At 63.5% G+C, this 19,927-nt stretch carries 13 protein-coding genes and 2 pseudogenes; 6 read left to right on the plus strand and 9 right to left on the minus strand.

Annotation, left to right across the window (positions count from 1 at the left end; translation table 11 throughout):
- Positions 1-59: 59 nt before the first annotated feature.
- From U9J23_RS26575 to U9J23_RS26605, 7 genes and pseudogenes are all read right to left on the minus strand, one after another.
- The gene (locus U9J23_RS26575; RefSeq protein ID WP_145709121.1) at positions 60-785 is read right to left on the minus strand and encodes an SDR family NAD(P)-dependent oxidoreductase; all 726 of its coding nucleotides are present in this window, start codon (positions 783-785) and stop codon (positions 60-62) included.
- Positions 782-1,582, minus strand: coding sequence for an alpha/beta fold hydrolase (locus tag U9J23_RS26580; protein ID WP_326603329.1), 801 nt, complete (start codon positions 1,580-1,582; stop codon positions 782-784). The genes U9J23_RS26575 and U9J23_RS26580 overlap by 4 nt, the downstream gene beginning before the upstream one ends.
- A gap of 264 nt (positions 1,583-1,846) precedes the next feature.
- Positions 1,847-2,671: pseudogene (locus U9J23_RS26585) on the minus strand (LLM class flavin-dependent oxidoreductase); the annotation flags it as partial.
- 147 nt (positions 2,672-2,818) lie between these two features.
- Complete coding sequence (locus U9J23_RS26590; protein WP_272269776.1) at positions 2,819-4,456, minus strand: long-chain fatty acid--CoA ligase; 1,638 nt, start codon at positions 4,454-4,456, stop codon at positions 2,819-2,821.
- On the minus strand, positions 4,453-5,493 hold the full coding sequence (locus tag U9J23_RS26595; RefSeq protein WP_145709118.1) for an LLM class flavin-dependent oxidoreductase: 1,041 nt from the start codon (positions 5,491-5,493) through the stop codon (positions 4,453-4,455). The genes U9J23_RS26590 and U9J23_RS26595 overlap by 4 nt, the downstream gene beginning before the upstream one ends.
- Before the next feature lie 139 nt (positions 5,494-5,632).
- Complete coding sequence (locus U9J23_RS26600; protein WP_272269778.1) at positions 5,633-6,385, minus strand: SDR family NAD(P)-dependent oxidoreductase; 753 nt, start codon at positions 6,383-6,385, stop codon at positions 5,633-5,635.
- Positions 6,386-7,136: 751 nt separating this feature from the next.
- Positions 7,137-8,270, minus strand: a complete 1,134-nt coding sequence (locus U9J23_RS26605; RefSeq protein ID WP_268655833.1) for an IS630 family transposase — start codon at positions 8,268-8,270, stop codon at positions 7,137-7,139.
- A gap of 897 nt (positions 8,271-9,167) precedes the next feature.
- On the opposite strand from U9J23_RS26605, the gene U9J23_RS26610 reads away from it, so the two are divergent.
- The 5 genes from U9J23_RS26610 to U9J23_RS26630 all read left to right on the plus strand — a co-directional run bounded on the left by U9J23_RS26610 (position 9,168) and on the right by U9J23_RS26630 (position 14,420).
- Entirely contained in the window at positions 9,168-10,142 is a 975-nt protein-coding gene (locus tag U9J23_RS26610; RefSeq protein ID WP_272269780.1) for a hypothetical protein, read from the plus strand.
- Positions 10,139-10,579: a hypothetical protein gene (locus U9J23_RS26615; RefSeq protein ID WP_272269782.1), complete on the plus strand. Its 441-nt coding sequence runs from the start codon at positions 10,139-10,141 to the stop codon at positions 10,577-10,579. Before U9J23_RS26610 ends, U9J23_RS26615 begins: the two co-directional genes overlap by 4 nt.
- Positions 10,580-11,366: 787 nt before the next feature.
- On the plus strand, positions 11,367-11,654 hold the full coding sequence (locus tag U9J23_RS26620) for an N-formylglutamate amidohydrolase (RefSeq protein WP_326603295.1): 288 nt from the start codon (positions 11,367-11,369) through the stop codon (positions 11,652-11,654).
- Positions 11,655-11,986: 332 nt separating this feature from the next.
- Positions 11,987-13,243, plus strand: a complete 1,257-nt coding sequence (locus U9J23_RS26625; RefSeq protein WP_326603297.1) for an IS701 family transposase — start codon at positions 11,987-11,989, stop codon at positions 13,241-13,243.
- 208 nt (positions 13,244-13,451) lie between these two features.
- Positions 13,452-14,420, plus strand: coding sequence for an IS481 family transposase (locus U9J23_RS26630; protein ID WP_272269785.1), 969 nt, complete (start codon positions 13,452-13,454; stop codon positions 14,418-14,420).
- Between the two features lie 291 nt (positions 14,421-14,711).
- Here U9J23_RS26630 and U9J23_RS26635 read toward each other — a convergent pair whose 3' ends face one another.
- Positions 14,712-15,803, minus strand: coding sequence for an IS110 family transposase (locus tag U9J23_RS26635; RefSeq protein WP_272269786.1), 1,092 nt, complete (start codon positions 15,801-15,803; stop codon positions 14,712-14,714).
- A 281-nt stretch (positions 15,804-16,084) separates the two neighbouring features.
- Here U9J23_RS26635 and U9J23_RS26640 point away from each other — a divergent pair, with 281 nt between their 5' ends.
- On the plus strand, positions 16,085-19,291 hold the full coding sequence (locus tag U9J23_RS26640; protein WP_326603300.1) for an SIR2 family protein: 3,207 nt from the start codon (positions 16,085-16,087) through the stop codon (positions 19,289-19,291).
- A gap of 99 nt (positions 19,292-19,390) precedes the next feature.
- Here the strand turns inward: U9J23_RS26640 and U9J23_RS27815 are convergent.
- Positions 19,391-19,624: pseudogene (locus U9J23_RS27815) on the minus strand (IS1634 family transposase); the annotation flags it as partial.
- Between the last annotated feature and the right edge of the window lie 303 nt (positions 19,625-19,927).

Genomic DNA, 19,927 nt, shown 5'->3' on the forward strand with positions numbered 1-19,927 from the left:
CTGTGGCGTGGGTCACGTAAGTTTTCCGGCGGTTGTAGGTCGCTACAACTACCCAGGGGTCAACTGCGGGAACTGAACGAGCTCATCAACCCGCCGTCGGTGGCCACCACCGACCCGGTCATGTACGGCGAATCGGCGACACCCACAATGACCTGCGCGATCTCTTCGGGAAGACCGGTACGGCCCATCGGGATCGCCGCGAGGATCCGCTCACGAGCCCGCCCCGTCAGGGCGGAGGTCATGTCGGTGTCCACGAAACCGGGGATCACCAGGTTCACCCGGATCTGCCGTGGCGCCAGCTCGACAGCGAGCACCTGCGTCAGCCCGTGCAGGCCGGCTTTCGCCGCCCCGTAGGCCACATCACCTGGGAAGCCCCGGAAACCTACCACCGCACCGACATTGATGATCGCTGCGCCGGCCCCGAGTCGGGGTGAGACGGTGCGGGCCAGTTCGAACGCGCCGGAAAGATTGGTGCTGATCACCTCGTCCCAGTGCTTGCGCGACAGGTCGCCGATGCGGCCGCCACGATGCACCCCGGCGGCGTTGACCACCACGTCGAGTGAGCCGAACTGTTCGAAGACGGTGTCGACCCCGCGGGCGAGCGAGTCCGGATCGGCGATATCGGTGTGGATCTCGACCACCCGGTCCGGATGGGCCCACTGCGCGCTGGCAGGCTTGCGGGCGAACACCGCGACCCGGTCGCCGCGGGCGGTCGCCTGCTCGACGACCGCCCGGCCGATTCCCCGCGACCCACCGGTGACCAGCCAGTTCTTCGTCTCGGTCATCGCTTCAGAAATCCCGTCAGCGCGGCGAGATAGCGGTCGCGGTCCTCGAGGAAGGGCGCGTGTCCGACCCCGGTGAACTCGACGAGTTCGGCGCGTGCGTTGATACTGCACACGGCCTCGGACGCGGAGAACGGCACGAACGCGTCGGCGGTGCCGTGCAGCAGCAGGATCGGCACCTCGAGCGCCGCCATCTCCTTGCGCAGATCCACCGTCGCGAGATCGCGCAGCGAGTCGTCCCCGCGCGGACCCATGGCCATGAACATGTCCCAGATCGAATCCAGTACGGCTTCACCGGGATTCTGCGCGCATACCGCCGCGGCAACCCCACGGAAGGTCTCGGCGCGGTTCGCGGCCACGGCCGCGAGGGTGCCCTCGACGTCGTCGACCGAACCTCCGTGCGGCCAGTCGTCGGTCGCGGTGTAGCGCGGGGAGGCCCCGCCGGTGAGCACCAGCCCCGACGCCCGGTCGCCGAGCTGGGCGACGGCGACGGTGGCGACGGCTCCGCCGAGCGACCAGCCGTTGATCACCGGCCGGTCGAGCCCGAGATGGTCGACCAGGCGCACGACGTCCTCACCGAGTGCGGCGATCGACACGTCGTCGAAGTCCTTGTCGGACCGGCCGCAGCAGCGCAGGTCGATGGTGACGACCTCGTTGCCGTGGGCGAGCAGCGCCGGCAGCGTGGTGTCCCAGGCGCGGGCGTTGGCGCCCCAGCCGTGCACCAGCACGATCGGCCGGCCGCTGCCGCGGTGGTGTTCGAAGTAGATGCTGCGGTCGTTCTCGACGGGCAGATATCCCATGGTGTCCTCCTGAACGAGTAGGGAAGGGGGCAAGGACGTGGTCTCGGGGGCCGGATGCTCCCGCAGCGCCCGCGGCACCACTGGGGCGCGGTCGCGAAAGCGCGGCATGACGTGCTCGGCGAACAGTTCCATCGATCGCAGCACCTTGTCGTGCTCGAGGCCGCCGAAGCGCATCCAGCAGATCAGGTGCTGCAGCCCGGTCTCGTCGTGCAGCGCGTCGAGCTGCCGGATCAGGCCGTCGGGGTCGCCGACGTAGACGACGCCGCCGTCGCGCAGACCGTCGACGGTGACGCCGCCGGCCTCGTCGGTGGCCGAGACCAGTTCGGCGTAGCGCTCGTAGGTCGGCGGCACGTCCGAGCCCTGCGGCACCGCCGACAGTGCGGCGTCGAAGTACCAGTTCAACGCCTCGCGGGCGTTGCCCACCGCGGCCTGTTCGGTGTCGGCGAGGTGGATCTGCCAGTTCATCGGGAAATCCAGGTCGAGGATGTCGCGGCCCAGATCCCGCAATCGGCGTTTGGCGTCGACGACGAAGCTGTTCAATTCGGGCATCGTCATCAGGGTGGGGGTGACGAGCATGTTGTAGCCCTGGTCAGCGGCAAGATCGAGGGTCTCGGGGCTGATCGAGGCGATGTAGATCGGTGGGGTGGGGCGCTGCACCGGGGTGGGGCGGCAGTCGACGTCCTCGAGGTCGAAGTGCTTGCCGTGGTACGAGAACGGTTGTCCCGCCGGCTTGCTCCACAGCCCGCGCACGATCTCGAGTGCCTCGGTGAACATGTCCCGGCTCGCGCCCTGCAGGTCGCCGACCCCCATGTTGCGGAACTCCTGGGGTTGGTAGCCGCGGCCGACGCCGAAGTCGAGGCGCCCGCCGGAGAGCACGTCGACCATCGCGTAGTCCTCGGCGATGCGCACCGGCCAGTCGAAGGTCAGATTGCTGACCGCGATCCCGATGCGCATGCGCTGCGTGCGTTGCGCGATGGCGGCCGCCGCCACCTGCGGGGAAGGCATGGAACCGTAGTCGCTGCCGTGGTGTTCGGCCAGCCACACCTCGTCGAAGCCCAGTTTCTCGGCGTATTCGACCTGTTCGAGCATCTCGCGGTAGGCGCGCGGGAAATCGTGGTCGGGGCATTCGAGGACGTAGAAGATGCCGAACTTCACGAGAGCTCCTCCTGGCGACGACGAACGCCCCTTCTTCTTCGGCGGGGCCGGTGTGGCACCGACGCTAGAACGTGAGCCGCGTCACGTGGACGAGGTCGCCGAGGCCGTCTTGTGGGGATCCACAAACAACCCGTCGCCGGCCCGGCTGCGCAGGGTCTTCTTGTCGAGCTTGCCGACGCTGGTGCGCGGCAAGGAGTCCACGACCACGACCTGTTCGGGCACCCACCAGCGCGGCACCCGCTCGGCCAGCGCCGCGCGGACCTGCTCTGGATCGAGGTGCGCGCCGTCCGCGGGCACGACGAACGCCAGCGGGCGTTCCTGCCAGCGTTCGTGCGGCACCGCGATCACCGCGGCTTCGGCGACCTGCGGGATTGTCGTCAGAGCCTGTTCGAGGGCGACGGAGCTGATCCACTCGCCGCCGCTCTTGATCAGGTCCTTGGCCCGGTCCACGATCGTCAGATAGCCCTCGGAGTCGATGGTGGCGATGTCGCCGGTGCGCAGCCAGCCGTCGACGAACGCCTCGGGGTGTTCGTCGCGGTAGTAGCGTTCGGCGACCCAGGGTCCGCGCATGAGCAGTTCCCCGCGGTCGATGCCGTTGTGGGGAACTACAGCGCCGTCGTCGTCGACGAGCTTCCAGTGCAGGCCGGGCAGCAACCGGCCCTGCCGGCGGACGTACTCGTAGCGGCGCTGCGGGTCGTCGTCGGCCGAGCGTGGGGGCCGCGCGAAGGTGCCCATCGGTGACAGCTCGGTCATGCCCCAGCCCTGGTAGGCGCGCACGCCGAGGTCTTCCTCGATGCTGTGGATCAGCTCGGGGGTGGGAGTGGAGCCTCCGAGTACCAGCGCCCGCAGACAGGTCAGGTCGATCTGTTCGGCGAGGGCGTGGCGCACCAGGTCCACCGCGACGGTGGGGACCATGCCGGTGTACGTGACCTGCTCGGCCGCCAGGATGGTCGCGAGGTCGGGCACCGCCGGATGCGGTCCGGGCAGCACCTGGTTCGCGCCGGTCATCAACGCGGCGAAGGGGATGCCCCAGGCGTTGGCGTGGAACATCGGCACGATGTGGCAGACGGTGTCGCGTTCGCTGATCGCGTGCCCGTCGGCCAGGCACGCGGTGAAGGTGTGCAGGTACAGGGCGCGATGCGAATAGCCCACGCCCTTGGGGGATCCGGTGGTGCCCGAGGTGTAGCACAGGGCGGCCAGGTCGTTCTCGTCGCGTGGCACCGGTTCCGGCAGCGGGGATGCGGCGGCGATCAGCTCGTCCTGCGAGCGCAGGCCCGGGGAGTCGCTGTCGGTGGTGAGCACGGGCATGCCGGGGCGGCGCGCCCGGGCGGTGTCGAGCAGGGGCAGCAGCGACGAGTCGGCGAAGACCACCCGGTCGTCGGCGTGGTCGACGATGTAGGCGATTTCGTCGGCCTCGAGCCGCAGGTTGAGCGTGTGCAGCACCGCCCCGGCCAGCGGTACGGCCATGTACAGCTCGAGGTGACGGTGGTGGTTCCACGCCAGCGTGGCGACCCGGTCGCCGGGCTGCACCCCGAGGTCGATCAGCGCCTGCGCCAGGCGCAGTACCCGGTCGGCGTACTCGCCGTAGGTGTATTCGTGGACCTTCCAGCCGTCCCGGTACTCGGTGATCGTCTTCGCGGCGAAAAGATCGCAGGCGCGGTAGAGGAAGTCGGTGATGAGTAGCGGGGTGGTGGAGCCGGTGGCCGGCGGCGGGGTCATGCGGTCACCTCCTGTCGGGCGGCGGCGACCGCCGCACGCACCTGCGGGATCACTTTCGCGGTGAGCAGTTCGATGCGGGCCGAACCGCTTTCGACCGATTCGCCGGGCAGCTGCGCCCAGAAGTGCACGTCCTTGATCTGCGGCCGCTCGCACAGCAGGCTGGTCAGTTCCTTTACGGCGGTGTCGGCGTCCCACAGCACGAACGAGCCGGCATCGAGCAGATCCTGCGGGGTCGCGAAGGTCGGGGTGGACTCGGGCGGGCCGAAGGCGCCCATCTCGATGTAGCCGTTGATCTGGTAGAGCGCGTGCTCGCCGATGCGGGCCCACTCGCGTTCGGGATCCTCGGCGACGATCGCCCACTGACCGGCGTAGATGCGGCCCTCCTCCCGGGAGCGTCCCGTACGTTCGAGCGCGTCGAGATAGGCTTCGTGGTGCACGTTCTGGGTGCTGAGGAACCCGTCGGCGATGCGTGCCACCCGTTCGATCGCGGGTTCGGCCATCGCGCCGACGAGCAGCTGCGGGGTGGATTCCGGGCGTGGGGTGACCGGCAGGGCCGGGAAGTCGTAACGCTTGCCGTGGAATTCGGCGGACGCCCCCGACCACGCCCGCCGAATCATGTCGACGCCTTCCTCGAGGAGGCTGGGGCGGTGTCGCAGTGACCGTCCGAAGGCGTCGAATTCCGGTTGCCAATAGCCCTGGCCCACCCCGAGATCGAAACGTCCACTGGTGAGCAGCGACAGGGTCGCGGCGTCCTCGGCGAGTCGGATCGGGTTGTGCAGCGGGGAGACGATGAGGTTGGTGCCGATGCGCAACGAGCGGGTGCGGGCCCCGATCGCACCGGCGAGTACGAACGGCGACGGGGTGTACCCGTCGGCCATGAAGTGGTGTTCGGTGAGCCAGACCGAGTCGATGCCGCGGCTTTCGGCCCAGGCGATCTGCTCGAGGGTCTCCTCGTAGAAGCGAGTAAAGGTGCGCGGCCACCGCGCGGGATTCCGGAAGTCGTACCACAGGCCGAAGGAGCAGGATTGATCGGTCACGGAGGCTCTCCTCGATCGTCGTTGCATCAGGCCGAACTATGTCGTGGGTCACAGAATGGGATGTCGGTCCCGGTGTGGGAAGGCACCGGGACCGACGGGATTGTCGAAGGATCCAAAAGGGAGGTCGAAAATCCGGGGGTCAGAAATTGCCCTTGGCGGCCCAGCCGCCGTCGACCGGGTAGATCTCGCCGGTGAGGAAGCTGCCCTCACGCATGAGATAGGCGACCATCGAGGCGATCTCCTCCGGCAGACCCAGGCGCCGCACGATGTGCGCGTTCGCGTTGGCCTCGCGCATCTCGTCGGTGATGTCCGCCAGGATCGGGGTGTCGATGGTGCCCGGGCAGATCGCGTTGATGAGGATGTTGTGCGGGCCGTACTCGAAGGCGGCCTGCTTGGTCAGCGACACCACCCCGCCCTTCGCCGCCGAGTAGGAGGCGAGATTGGGCAGGCCCCGCAGCGCGGCCATCGAGGAGATGTTCACGATGCGGCCGCCACCGCGCTCGATCATATGGGGGATGACGGCCCGCATGCCGAGCCAGACACCCTTGAGGTCGGTGTTGATGACGTTGTCCCAGGCCTCCTCGGTGAGCCCGACGACGCTGTCCTCGCTGAGCATGTTGACCACCCCGGCAACGTTGGCGAGCAGGTCGACGCGCCCGTGCCCGTCGATCACCTCGCGGACGGTGTCGGCCCAGCTGTTCATGACCCGGACATCGAGTTCATAGGCATGGGCCTTGCCGCCGAGTTGCGCGATGGCGTCAACGGTGGCGGAGGCGTCCTGGATGTCCGCGGCGATGACGGTGGCGCCCTCGGAGGCGAGACGTTTGGCGGTGGCCTGCCCGATGCCCTGGGCGGCGCCGGTGACGATGGCGATCTTTCCGTTCAACGACATGATGTGCTCTCTTCTCGTGTGAATGCGGGAGAGTGGTGGACCATCGGAGTGGAGAACCGTTCGCGCACAAAAGGCTCGACGGTTGGCGGAGGTTGGCGGTTCTGCGGATCCACACGATATGAAGTCGAGCCGGTAGACCGCACGTTCTTGTCGATGGCTGTTTGGAGACCGGTACAAGATGCTGGTCTGCGTGGTCCGCGTGCACGTCGGTGGTACAGCTGTGGTCACAGCATGCGCTAGCAAGCCTGCTTTGCAGGGCAGATAAATCGACTGGATGAGTATCACTGCTCAGACCTGGCACGGCGCTATCACCGTGAACAGCGATCACGGTGGTGGCTGTATCGCCGGGCTCAGTCCGTACCAGTACGCTGCGGTCTCACCCGGGCACGGATGTGCAACGTACGGTTTCTCGGGCGGATTCTCGTAGGAACGGGGCTTCAACCTCGTGGTACGTGCCGTGGGCAGTGCGGTCGTACGAGGCCCATGACCTGGACGTGAGCCTACCGTCGTGGAGCCGAGTAGAAGCTGGCCGTCCTGGACGATCTGAACTGTGGAAATGTCACACACTTCGCGCCGACGCATGATGCGCCACTGGCTATTTCGGCGACTGGACTGATCGACGTACCTGCCGCTCACGGTAAGAGGTTTGTTGTGCCCGTGTCGGTCAGTCCAATAATGCCGTGATTGCGCGTAGACCTCGCCGTATTCGTTCTCTCCGTCCACCTCGAAGCACGCACATCCTAGTGCCGCATCACGCAACGTTTGCCCTGTCGACGATCTCCCGTAGCTGTTGATCCTCGGCGTGCTTGTTGCGCCAGATGATGTAGCGACGGATCATCGACGCTTGCTCCCGATGACTGCCGTGGTCGGTGCCATCGAGCGCGAAGTACCGCAGCGCGGTGAACTGCGCCTCGATCCGGTTGAGCCACGAACTGTTCGTCGGGGTGTACGCGATCTCGACGTTGTTCGCCTCTGCCCACAGACCGACCCGTTGGCACTTCCTCGTGGTCAGGTGCGGCGAGAAGTTGTCGCACACGATCGCGATACGAACCTCCGCCGGGTAAAGAGTGCGCAGGTAACGGCAGAACTCGAGGAACGTGGAGCGGTTCTTCGTCGTCTTGACGTGCCCGTACAGCTTGTCCTTGCCCAGGTCGTACGCGGCGAACAGATGCCGCACCCCGTTCGGACGGGTGTAGGTCGCCCGCCGCCGGCGCCGCGGCTCCCGGTCCGGGTCCTTGTGCCTGCCGCCACGCTGCGCCCACTGCCGGCCCGGATGCGGCTGCAGATTCAAGGGACCGAACTCGTCGAGACAGAAGATCGCCTGTGGCTCATCGGGATCGGACACGACATCGCCATCGGCGATGGCATACAGGTGTTCGACCCGAGCCTTCTTCACCGCGTAATCGGGGTCCCGAGATCTCTTCCAGGTCTTCACTTTTTGAAAGGAGACACCCTCCTCGCGGAGCAGCACTCGCAGACCCTCGTGGCTGATGTCGTCGACCACCCCCTCGGCGACCAGGAACTCGGCGAGTTTGGTCAGACTCCAGGTCGAGAACGGCAGATCGTGCTCGGCGGGGGCGGACTTGGCGATCTTCTTGATCTCCCGGCGCTCCGGCAGGGTGAACTTTTTCGGCCGGCCGCCGGCGTACTTCGGGTACAGCGAGTCGAATCCGTCGGCGTTGAAGTTGTGGATGACATCACGGACCCGGTCGGCGCTGGTGAAGCTGACCTCGGCGATCTTCGGTACCGGCATGCCCTGGGCCGAGAGCAGGACCATCTGGGCGCGCCGCCAGGTCACCACCGATCCGGTGCCGCGGCGGATGATCCGTACCAGCCGTCTGCCTTCGTCGTCATCGATCTCTCGCACGCGTACTCGTTCTGCCACTCGACCAGGCTGACCGATCCCGTGGCCGACACGCCGCAACCGGTCGGCGTGTCGGCCAGAACGGGCAAAGGTTCACGGGTGCGGCACTAGTAGGTGAACTATTCGGGTAAACCGGTGCAGAGCGGACTGAGCGAACTCGACGAATCCATCCGGCCCGCCTTCGTAGTCGCCATACGAGCACCAGGCCTCGGACCAAAAGACCGAACGTCGCAGCGCCGCGCCTACCGATCTTGTCGCCAGGGGTAACGGCAACTCAGCGCCTAGAGTTCGGCGTGCGACTACCTCGCCCAGTAGTACCGGCCACGGCAACCGCATATATCCGACCTCAACGGGCGACCAATTGCAGAAACCGGCGACATCGTAGGTACGAGCCACCTGGGGGGATCTTCGTGCAGTTCGGCGACGCGGTTCTCGATCAGGTTGTTCTCGGCATCGGACAGTGCCTGCCGGTCCTGGCACCGACACGATTGCGCACATCGATGCCGGGGATGAACATTCGTTCCACAGTTCGCGTCGCCGCCGCCTGTATCCCAGGGGCCAGGCGCGGTCCTGGGCACAGGGGACGGCTTCAGGGGGCGTGCGAGGGGACGCTGTAGAGCAGGCACGCACCCGCGCTCCGAGTTGGGCGAGGTCGATCTCGCCCCGATTTTCGGTCTTCTGGGGAGCTGCGATATCGGCGACGCCGATGGTCCGCGAGCTGCAACCGGCATGGCTCACATGATCGGAACGAGGTCGCCAGGTGTTCCGGCGGGATGGTGGTGCGCTGCGCAGACCCCGTCCGCATCAGGGAAGCACCCGGAGCGAAAGGGGTGTGCGTATCGGCGGTCTAGTAGACGCTGCGGCCCTGCGGTACGATAGTGTACGGATCGTTCGGACTGTACTGATATGGGAGGTGTGATGGCGCACTCACGCAGTGACCTGCACCGGAAGGCAGCGCAGGCAGCCGCGATCAAGCGAGCCAAGGCATGCCGCCATATGCATACGCCTCTGGTGGCTTCTGCCGCCGCCGTCACAGTCCGCAACGGTGGCAATCAAACCGCGCAGACCCCGGGCACCCGACCCGCCAAGGGCTCGGCCACGTCCGCGCGACGAGGCGGCCGCATCCCTGGACTGGTCAAGCCTCAGCCCGGCGCACCGGACGGTCCGGGGCGCAGGCGGAAGGTAACCGCAGCAACCGCGGCGCGCCTCGATCGCATCGTCGACGGACTCGTCGCTTCGTTCCTTGCGTCGAACGGCGCGGCAGCGGTGTCGAAGAAGGTGTCTTTCGGGGCGGCTCCGGAAGCGCACGACAGCCTCATTCGCGCGTACCTGCTGGAGAAGTTGTCGGGGGCTTCCACTCGGGCGCAGTGCCGTGTCGAGATCGAGCGGCAAGGCCCCCTGCTCAGCGTGCGGGTCACCTTCGAACCCGCCACCATAACGACGGCTGTCCCCACGAGGTCGGAATCGGCGCCGCACCGGCCGGTGACCATCCCCACGTCGGCGGGTCCGTTCGAGTACACGCCGCCGATCGACCTGCATCGCGATACCTACTCGGCGCAGGAGGCCTCGAGCCGGCTCTCCCGCACAGGACAGTCGACCTCCCGGACCATCGCGCACGAGCGGCGCAAAGAGTCGAAACTGCTCGCGCTCAAAGTGGCCAACGGGTTCCGCTTCCCGACCTTCCAGTTCGATCCCCGTGGCGGCATCCATCCCCTCGTCGAACGCGCCAATATGCGGCTCGGCGCATTCAACGATCCGTGGGGCACCTTGTCGTGGTGGTTCGAGGACAACGACATTCTCGACGACATGAGCCCGGCAGCAGCTCTGGCCGCCGGCACGCTGGACGAGCAGCTCCTCGACGCGGCGCTCGACGACTTGACGGCAGGAATGTGAGCGAACACCCCACCAGCGACCAACCGGAGGTTCCGCTCCAGCGTCCCGAGGACGACGAGTTCTACAACGGCTCAGCCGTCGAAGTCATGACCGTGCCGGCAGGCACGACACTGTGGCGGTTCGTCGAACTCGACCCGCCCTACGACGTGTCGACGTTCAACCCGAACATCTCTGTCCATCACGAGCACCCCACCGGAGCCGAACTCGGCCAACAAGGCCGGTTCGATCCCCTCGACCACGCACACGGTGGGTACGTGTACTGCTCGCCCACACTCGGCGGTGCGGTCGCCGAAGGGATCCTGCGCGCGAAGAAGATCCCGCCAGCCGCATCATTCCCGCCGTCCAGGTCGACGGACGAGCATTGGTGCGATGGCAACTGCACGTCGACCTCGACGTCGCCGCCCTGCGCGACCCACATCTGCGGAAAATCGGACTGACCAGCAGCATCCACAGCTGCACACGTCGGGACTACGGGTGGAGCCGCCGCGTCGCGCACGCCATCCTTTCCCGAAACCCCCACCTCCACGGCCTGGCATACCCGTGTCGAAACGACACCCACAGCACGGCCCTGCTCCTCGTACAACGCCCACAGGGGCCACTCACCGAGCCCGGTGCGTACTCCTTCGTCGACATGCGTGCCCCGGTCCGTGACGCCTCCCTGCGCTACGACATCGCACGCACCCTCTTCGTCAACGCCGGCGTCGTACTGGGCGAACCCAACCCCGAGGACGAAGAATAAGCGGTCCGGTCGTGTGCACCGGTGTCACCACCCTTGGGATCAGTGCTCAACCACGCGCCGATCTCGTCGACCGATCGTCCCGCGATCTCGAGAAGCTCGCTCCGGACGAAGCTCGAGCGTGACTCTGTCGACGGTTGCCGCTCGAATCGATCATCCCAGCCATGCGAACGGGTTGCGCACGGATTCTGATCTCGATGAAGGCTCAGTACGCAATCCTCGTTCTTCGCCTCGCAGCAGCTTTCACAGCCGGCGTACAAGACGCATGATCCGTGGCCAGGTTGAGCGTCGACGATCGACGGCCCTGCGAGTCCTGCCCGGGCACGCATGCACGTAATCGTGTAGCACCAGGTTGCCAGCACACCGACCGAAACGATCCGCGTCCCACCTGCTTTGTGAATCATCACCCTCTCGAAGCCAATTCGCGTCCCTGGCCCTCCGACTGCACGCAACTCCGCTGCGCGGCCACGACAGAGAAGAGACACGACGTGCCCAGCGCCGCACTCCTCACACGAGGAGACGATCGATCGCCGGTACTGATCCACGTACCGCACGCCTCGCGCATCATCCCCGTCGAACTGCGCCCCGATTTGTTGCTGACCGATGTCGAACTCGCCGCCGAACTCGACGAAGCGACCGACACCGCCACCGACGAGATCGCGGCAGCGGCATTACGCCACACCCGCCTGAAACCCACGACTGTGGTCAACACTTTTTCGCGGCTGGTGATCGGCCCCAAACGATTTCCCGACAGCAGTGAGCCGCGACCTCAGTGAGCTCACCGATGTCTTTGACGAGATCGAGGATCGTACCTACGCACTTCTTAGAGTGCTCCTTACAGTGCTAGGAAAGTAGGACAACCGTCCTTAGTGGCGTGACGCTCGGGGTGGCCGTAGCACCTATACCCCACAAGGCAGCATCCGCTCGGGAGCTGCGTGTTTAGACATGCCTGCCCCTGATGGGAGGCCTATCCAAGATCAGATTGACACGTTACGTAGATCTCGTAGCACTGCGATGTCCGTATCGAGCCCTAGTAGGACTTTGTTAGGTTCGCCACTTCTTGTTGCGGGGCCTCGAGTTTCGGCACGATGTCCGGGACGATGACCGGGTGGATGCCGCAGCCCTGACCGATGTCGGTGAACGTCTCGACGTGTTCGTCGACGAGGTGTTCTCCTCGCTCAAACGCAAGGATCAGCGGGCGACGGCCGGGGTGTATGCGCGGGGGTTGATGCTCGACGGGCGCCGCAAGTCGATGCAGCCGATGGCCGACCGGCTCGGGATCGATCACCAACGCCTGCAGCAGTTCGTCACCACCTCACCCTGGGATCCGGTATCGGTCCGGAAAACACTGTCCCGCAAGGCGTGTGATCTGATCACCCCGGATGCGTGGGTCATCGACGACACCGGATTCGCCAAGGACGGCGACGCCTCCCCGTGTGTGGCCCGGCAGTACTCGGGCACCTTGGGCAAGGTCGGGAACTGCCAGGTCGCCGTCAGCGTGCACGCCGCCACCGACACCGCATCCGCGCCCCTGGATTGGCGCCTGTATCTGCCCGAGAGCTGGGACGATCAGCGTTGCGACGATCCGGAGGCGGCCGCGGCGATCACCGCTCGCCGGCGACGCAATGCGATTCCCGCCGAGGAGCGCTATCGCACCAAGGCGGCGATGGCTCTCGAGATGCTCGACGAGCTGATCTCGTGGGGCCGGACCCCGCCGGTGATCGTCGCCGACGCCGGCTACGGCGACTCGGCCACCTTCCGGCAGGGTCTGACCGACCGCGACCTGGCCTACGTCGTCGCGGTCAAGGGCGCCACCCTCGCGCACCCCGCCGATGCGCTGCCGGCCACCGCCGCGTACTCCGGACGCGGCCGGCCGCCGACCCGACGCTACCCGCCGGCCGCCACCTGCAGGGATCTCGTCCTGGCGGCCGGAACCGTGGCGCTGACCGAGATCACCTGGCGTCGCGGCACCAAGACCGGCCCGGCCAATCCGACCGCGGCGATGCGCTCACGCTTCGTGGCACTGCGGATCCGCCCGGCCAACCGCACCATTCCCCGTGATGAGGACGGTGTGCTGCCGCAGGCGTGGCTGCTCGCCGAATGGCCTACCGGAGTTGCCGAACCGACTGATTTCTGGCTGGCCACCCTGCCCGAGGACACGCCGATCGCGGAGTTGGTGCGTCTGGCCAAGATCCGTTGGCGCATCGAGCACGACTACCGGGAACTGAAAACCGGTCTCGGCCTCGACCATTTCGAAGGCCGCTCCTGGCTCGGCTGGCACCACCACGTCACCCTCGTCACCGCCGCGCACCTGTTCATCACCACCCTGCGGCTGACCGACCCAAAAGCGGTCGGGCGGGACTGACCCTCTATGCAATCGTGCGCGAACTCCAACGCGCACTGGCTTATTGGATCGGTACCTGCCCGACCTGCCACCACATCTTCCCAACCTAACAAAGTCCTACTAGATGTAGTTCCCAGGCAGGTTGTGAACGGCGTGCCGTCACGAGATAGGTGAGGACCTCCGGTATCGGTGTGCCTACCACACACACGCCGACTACCGAGACGTCCTCGTGACACACGCTAACGCCTATCTGACGCCACGGGGCCGATTGGCCCTGGCCGAACTCGTCGTCGAGACCGGCTGGAGCCTGCGCCGGGCCGCCGAACGCTTCCAATGCTCGCCGGCGACCACCAAAAAGTGGGTCGACCGCTACCTCGCCGGTGACCGAGCGATGCAGGACCGATCCTCACGCCCTCGGTCCTGCCCGCGCCGGACCCCGACCCGCACCGAACGCCGCATCATCGGACTGCGCTTCACCCGCCGATGGGGCCCGCACCGCATCGCCTGCCACTTGCACCTGGCGAAATCGACCGTCGAGGCCGTGCTGCGCCGCTACAAGATGCCCAAACTCGCCCACCTCGACCAGGCCACCGGCCTGCCCGTCCGCCGACCGAACCCGCACCGATACGAGCACGAGCGTCCCGGCGACCTGGTCCATGTCGACATCAAAAAGCTCGGCCGCATCCCCGACGGCGGTGGGCACCGCAAGATCGGCCGTCAGGCCGGTAGGAAGACCCGCTCCGGGGTGGGCTACGCCTACCTGCACCACGCCGTCGACGACCACTCCCGGCTCGCCTATTCCGAGATCCTCACAGATGAACGCAAGGACACCGCGGCCGGGTTCTGGACCCGCGCCCGGTCCTTTTTCACCGACCATCGGATCACCATCACACGCGTCTTGACCGATAACGGATCCTGCTATCGCTCCAAGGAATTCGCTGCTGCACTCGGTCCCGGCATCGTCCACAAGCGGACCCGCCCCTACCGGCCGCAGACCAACGGCAAGGTCGAACGGTTCAATCGCACCCTCGCCGCCGAGTGGGCCTACGCGCACACCTACCCATCCGACGAGGCCCGGTCGGTGACCTACCAGGCTTGGCTACATCACTACAATCACCACCGACCCCACACCGGGATCGGTGGACAGTCACCTATCGACCGCGTCGGCGTTCACAACGTCCCTGGGAATTACACCTGATATGTAAGGACCTTTGTCAAGAGGGCAAGGTGAGGCGCCGTCGGGGAGCGACCCCGACGGCGCCTCATTGCTTCGCCCTCGAGTCTGCGTGGTAAGCGTGTCGACAATACGACGCGCGGTCAGACTGATATACGCGGGTTGGCTACCGCAGGACGGGATTTCGGCTGGATCGCATCCGCATCTCTAGCATCGAGCGTCGACCCCGGAAGGCCTGCTCATAGGTGTATCGCGGGTCGATCCACGCGCTGCCACCACCGAACCCATGGGACGAAGCAGTCCATCAGGCCGGCTTCAGCAATCCATCACCGCCAGCAACCAGCACCACCCCGCCAACTCCCGGGCGATCGTCGCATTCGCGACGACGGGTCGTTTGCGGCGTTCGAGGAACCCCACCCAGCGCCCGTGCAACCGGCGGTTGCCCTCATCACCACGGGCCCGGGCCGCGGCCGGGGCCAGATCCCATCGCGACCGCATTACCGCTCCGACGTGATAGCGGGCGCGGTGATGCCAGGCCGCTTCCACCAACAGCCGACGCGCATGAGAATTTCCGGTCTTGGTGATCGACCCCTGCGCCCGCGACGATCCCGAGGAATACTCCGAGGGCACCAACCCGACGAACGATCCGATGGTGTTGCCAGTGAACCGAGTCCAGTCCCCGATCTCCACCGCCAGACCGAACCCGGTCAAGGTGGACACCCCACGCAGGCAGCACATCCGGCGCACCACCGGAGTCAATTCACTGGCCACGGCCATCTCCTCGATCGCCGCATCGAGCCGTCGGCGCCGCGCCTGCATGGTGAGCACATGGTCGTAGTCGGCGTCGAACGCCATCCGCGTCGCCGGTGAGGTCAACTGCGGTGCGGCCTCGGTGCGCAACCACCGGTCGTGCGCACCGGACCACGCCTGCCCGCCGTAGTAGACGATGCCGCGGCGCAGCAACAGTTTCGACAACCGGTGCCGTGCCCGCATCAGATCTCCGCGGCAGTCCTCCCGGGCCCGGACCAGATCCCGCGCCGCTTCCTGCCCGACGGACGGGATCGACACCGAGGTGACTTCGTCCAGGCGCAGCAACCGGGCCAGATGCAGCGCATCGCGGGCATCGGTCTTGACCCGATCCCCGGCAGGTTTGTGCAGCTTCGACGGAGCAGCGACCACACACCGAATGCTCGCTTCGGTCAGATATCGGTACAAGCCGAAGCCTGTCGGGCCGGCCTCGTAGGTCACTGCTGCCGGGCCTGGTAGCTGCGCAATCCAGGATCGGATGTGGTCATAGGACGGCGTCAGTTTGGTTTGGAGCACTTCGCCGGTGACGCTGTCGATGGCTGCTGCCGCGACCGAACGTGCGTGCACGTCCAGTCCTACGCTCGTACGCTCGGTAAACACCGGGGCCTCCCACCACTGTCGGATAGGCCGGGCAGGGGGATTCCTGCTCGGTAACCCACGAACATGGGTGAGAGGGGCCCCGGCCCGCAACCCCTGACTCAACGCCGGGGCTGCCCATACCGTCTAGACCTTCTTGCTGACAAGTTTGCGGTCAGGGATGAGGCAGTAAGCGCAGCTTCGTGTCGTATGATCAAGCGTCGTCGGTCAGGGCTTCGTACCAACGTCCCGCACATGGCACGAAACGCAGCCTCCCCGCCGAACAGACAATTTAATACTTCGAAATGAGCTCAAAGAATGAGGTTATAGTGGACCACGTCGAAGATATTCGCCAAGCCATCCAGAGTAATTCCGCGCTTGTCGTTCTCGGTACGGGGTTCACGGCTGCTTCGGTCAGCGATCGTACGAATTGCTCTTGGCCAGGGCTTCTCAGGTCAGGCATAAAGTATTTGTCGATGAACTTTAGGGACATCGGAGCACGACAGCTCGACAGCATCAAGAACGACATAGAGATCGGGGAAACAGAGGACTCAAGCTACCTATTAAATGCGGCTACGAAAATTGTAAATGCACTCGGCGGGCCGGACTCAACACATTTCGACGCATATATACGTCAAACGGTGGGGTCGTTGAAGGACAAGGTCATTTCACCGGAGCTGGCACAGGCGATCAACTCCCTAAATGCTCCCGTGTGCACAACAAATTATGACACCGTGTACGAAACAGTAAACAACTGTCGACACACAACATGGCGCGACATTCGCTCCATGCGGCGAGCTCTTGTAGATACTAATAACGACACGGTAGTTCATCTCCATGGGGTGTGGGAAGACCCAGAATCTATCATTCTCACGAATTCCGATTATTCTAGGATAACAACCGACCAGGGTATGGAAGCGGCCAGAAGTAGCTTTGGCTTACTGCGCACAATTATTTTTATCGGGTTCGGGGATGGCCTTACCGATCCACATTTCACTACACTTTGGAAATGGTTAGAATCGCTGGCTTCGGGAGCGACCCACTACGCTTTATGTAGAAGTGCCGAATCCGGAAGTTCTCAAGATCTTGCGACTGCATCTACAGTGATAAAAGTTGTTTACGGTAATAAATTCGAAGATCTCACTCCGTTCATCCAGTCCCTAGCTCCAACAAGGGAGAAAAGGGACGGTAAATCCGAATCCATCGACGACCCCGGTGTCGTATTCCGCGTTGCCAGGACGTCTTGCGCAAAAATAATTGATCTCCTTGCGGATTCCGCTCTTATACAGGCGAGGGACGAAAGCACACTCAGCGACTTGGTTGTCGATCCAATCTTCCTACCAACTCCCCCGGAAGTATTTTCTAGAGAAAAGCTCCAGAATGAAAGTCTGGCTGAGCTTAATGCAAGTCTGGAGGCTGTCACGGCTCAGCGTCTGGTTATTATCGGGGAGGAACAGAGTGGATTAACTACCTCCTTGCGCTGGGCAGCAATCCGATGCAGTGAGACGACCGGACTTATTCCCGTGATTGTGGATTATCCTTCCCTTGCTGCCGGCGTTCGATCGATTCATAAGGAAATACGCCGATACCTTCGTGCGAGGAGTGCGCCTCTTGGGAACAAGGATGAAATTCCATTCAATCGGATTTGTTTGTATCTCGATAATGTCTATGTATCCGATAATCATGACATTTTGCAACGAGTTGTAACTGAGTTGGAATCTGCCGGTATCTCTCATGTTGTCTTCGGATGTAGGCCGGGGGTTGAACTACGAATTACTCAGATCTACGAGCAACTAGGGGTGCTGCCCAAGCTCGCATACCTCGGGCCAATTGGAAAGTCGCATGCGACCGAACTTGCTCGACGGATTGACCCACACCAGGCTCCAGATATAGCTGAACGGGTCCTTGCAATCACTCGGAAGGAACGGTTGTCACGAACACCGCTTGCAGTAATTTTGCTGATTGTAGGCGTTTCAAACGACGACGGCTGGATCAATGCAGTATCAAACACCACCTTCGTCGATTCCTTCGTAGACTCGTTGCTCGGCAGGGGCAAGATTCGTGACGATATGCGTTCTCAGGTTGATTCTGCTGGCTATTCTAGAGTTCTAGAGGCACTCAGTCGGCGCTTGATTAGTGACGACTCCGCTTCGATTGATCGACTCGATCTAATTATATTCCTGAGGGACCTCGTGCACACGCTCGATTGGTCGGAACGCCCTGACTTGCTCGTGAATGATCTAATTCAAAAGGGACTGTTAGTTGATCGGGGTGGCCAAGTATTCTTTCGGCAAAGCGCGTATTTGTATATATTTGCAGCACGTGCAGCAGTTCGAGACCGCGATCTGCTTTTACGGTTACGTGAACGCCCACTCTATTATGCGCAGATAATCAGGCACTATGCCGCTTTGAAACGTGATGATGAGGAACTGGTCAAGTGGGCATTTGATTGGATCAAGAAGGTGGACCAATCTAATCCACCCCGTTCTGGATTGTTTGGATCTGTAACCAATGCCGAGATTGAACGAGATGTTCAGGGTTTCGACTCGCTTGTCGACGAGGAATCTTTGCCGGAACCTCTTACCGGCGGACTAGAACATGAATACAGCTCGGAAAAACGGCCCTCGTCTCAAGAACCCGGGCGCGACATTGGTGACGGAAACGCGTCGGATGATTCAGGACGGGAAGAGGGTTCCTCCAACATTAAGATTCGAGACTTTGCTATCCAGATAGGCCCGAGCGAAGATGATATCGTTATCCACGATGTTAATCCCTTCCCGTCCACGCAGCTTGAGAATGCCCCGATCGATATCCAACTGACCGGATTGATTTCCTTGGTATCGAATATACTTCGCGATAGTGAACTTGTCGAAAACCCGTCCCTGAAAGAGGACATGCTGTCGGCGACACTTAGTGCTTGGGGGCGCTACATGGACGTCGTTCATAATTCTGAAGAGCTTCGATCTATGATCGAGACGGTAGTAGAGGCAATTTCCGAGGCCTTAGAGATTGAGGATGAGACTAGGAGGGAAGAGCTGGCGGTTAACTTAGCGGACGCGTGGTCGATGCATTCTTCCTACCAGGGAATTAGCGAAGAGTTGTCTACACGGAAGCTAAGGAACGCTTTAGAGCGCGTTGAAGCTGGATCCGGAATTGAGTCAGAAGTTTATAGAATGATACCTCTATACATGCTCGACTACATGCATCAGAAGAAGTTTTGGGGCGGCAATTTCTCTTCTTACCTAATTGAGAACTCAAGCATCCGCGCCGTCCGCATATTCGTGCGCGTATACGTACGCACTGAGTACATCAACCTCCCCCCTCAGTCCCCCACGCTCGGAGAGATTGAGAACCTTCTCGTAGATTTTTTCATGGCCGATGTTGCACGGAAACTTACCTCGCGAGAAAAGGGAAGAATTGCATCGAAGTATCGCCAATTCCTTCAAAAGGATCGTGCGCGGAGTCGCGCACTGAATTCGGTTCGAGGGCCCACTTTAGCTATTAAGCCTTAAAGCTCACTGTTCCCGTTGCACACTGCACATCGACTTGAGGTTGCTCAGAGACTATTTCGTCGACCTCGTCATGGACCCTCGAAGCACCAACCTTGGAAACGGCAGTGGCGACTTGCTCTCGCCGGAGCCCGCGGGCACATCGAGTCCCAGGTCGAGTTCTTCTTGGCTGGCGTGGAGTTTGCTGCGGCCAGTTGCATCAATGCTGCCAATTCACTGTCGGTGTGGGCCGAACCGACATGCTCGTCGCATTGTCCGGCGACCGCCCTGCTTGACTGCGATCTGTACCGCCGTCGCCCCCGGCGCGGTCCGGACCTTGCGAAGGTACGCCGCCACCCGCCAGATCCTACCGACTGCATAGTGCCCCAAATCGATAGCCTGCGATCTCGCTACCAGCGGAAACCTCCGCAGACCCCCGACGTCTCCGTCAATTTGTGCAAGTCAGGTGCGATGTCCACGAAACTCGCGGACGATCGGATCGAATCATCACCGTCGAAGGTCAAGGTGATCTTGTCCGCTTCCGCGTCCGCGTGGGTGCTTGGAGCGATGGTGACGGCGTCGAGCACGGGTTAGACCACGCCCGCTGGAACTCTCTGGATGGCGGAGCTCGGTCACATGAGGCTTCGGTCGACGGCAGGG

The sequence above is a fragment of the Rhodococcus sp. PD04 genome (assembly GCF_035918275.1).
GTDB classification, from domain to species: Bacteria; Actinomycetota; Actinomycetes; order Mycobacteriales; family Mycobacteriaceae; genus Rhodococcus; species Rhodococcus rhodochrous.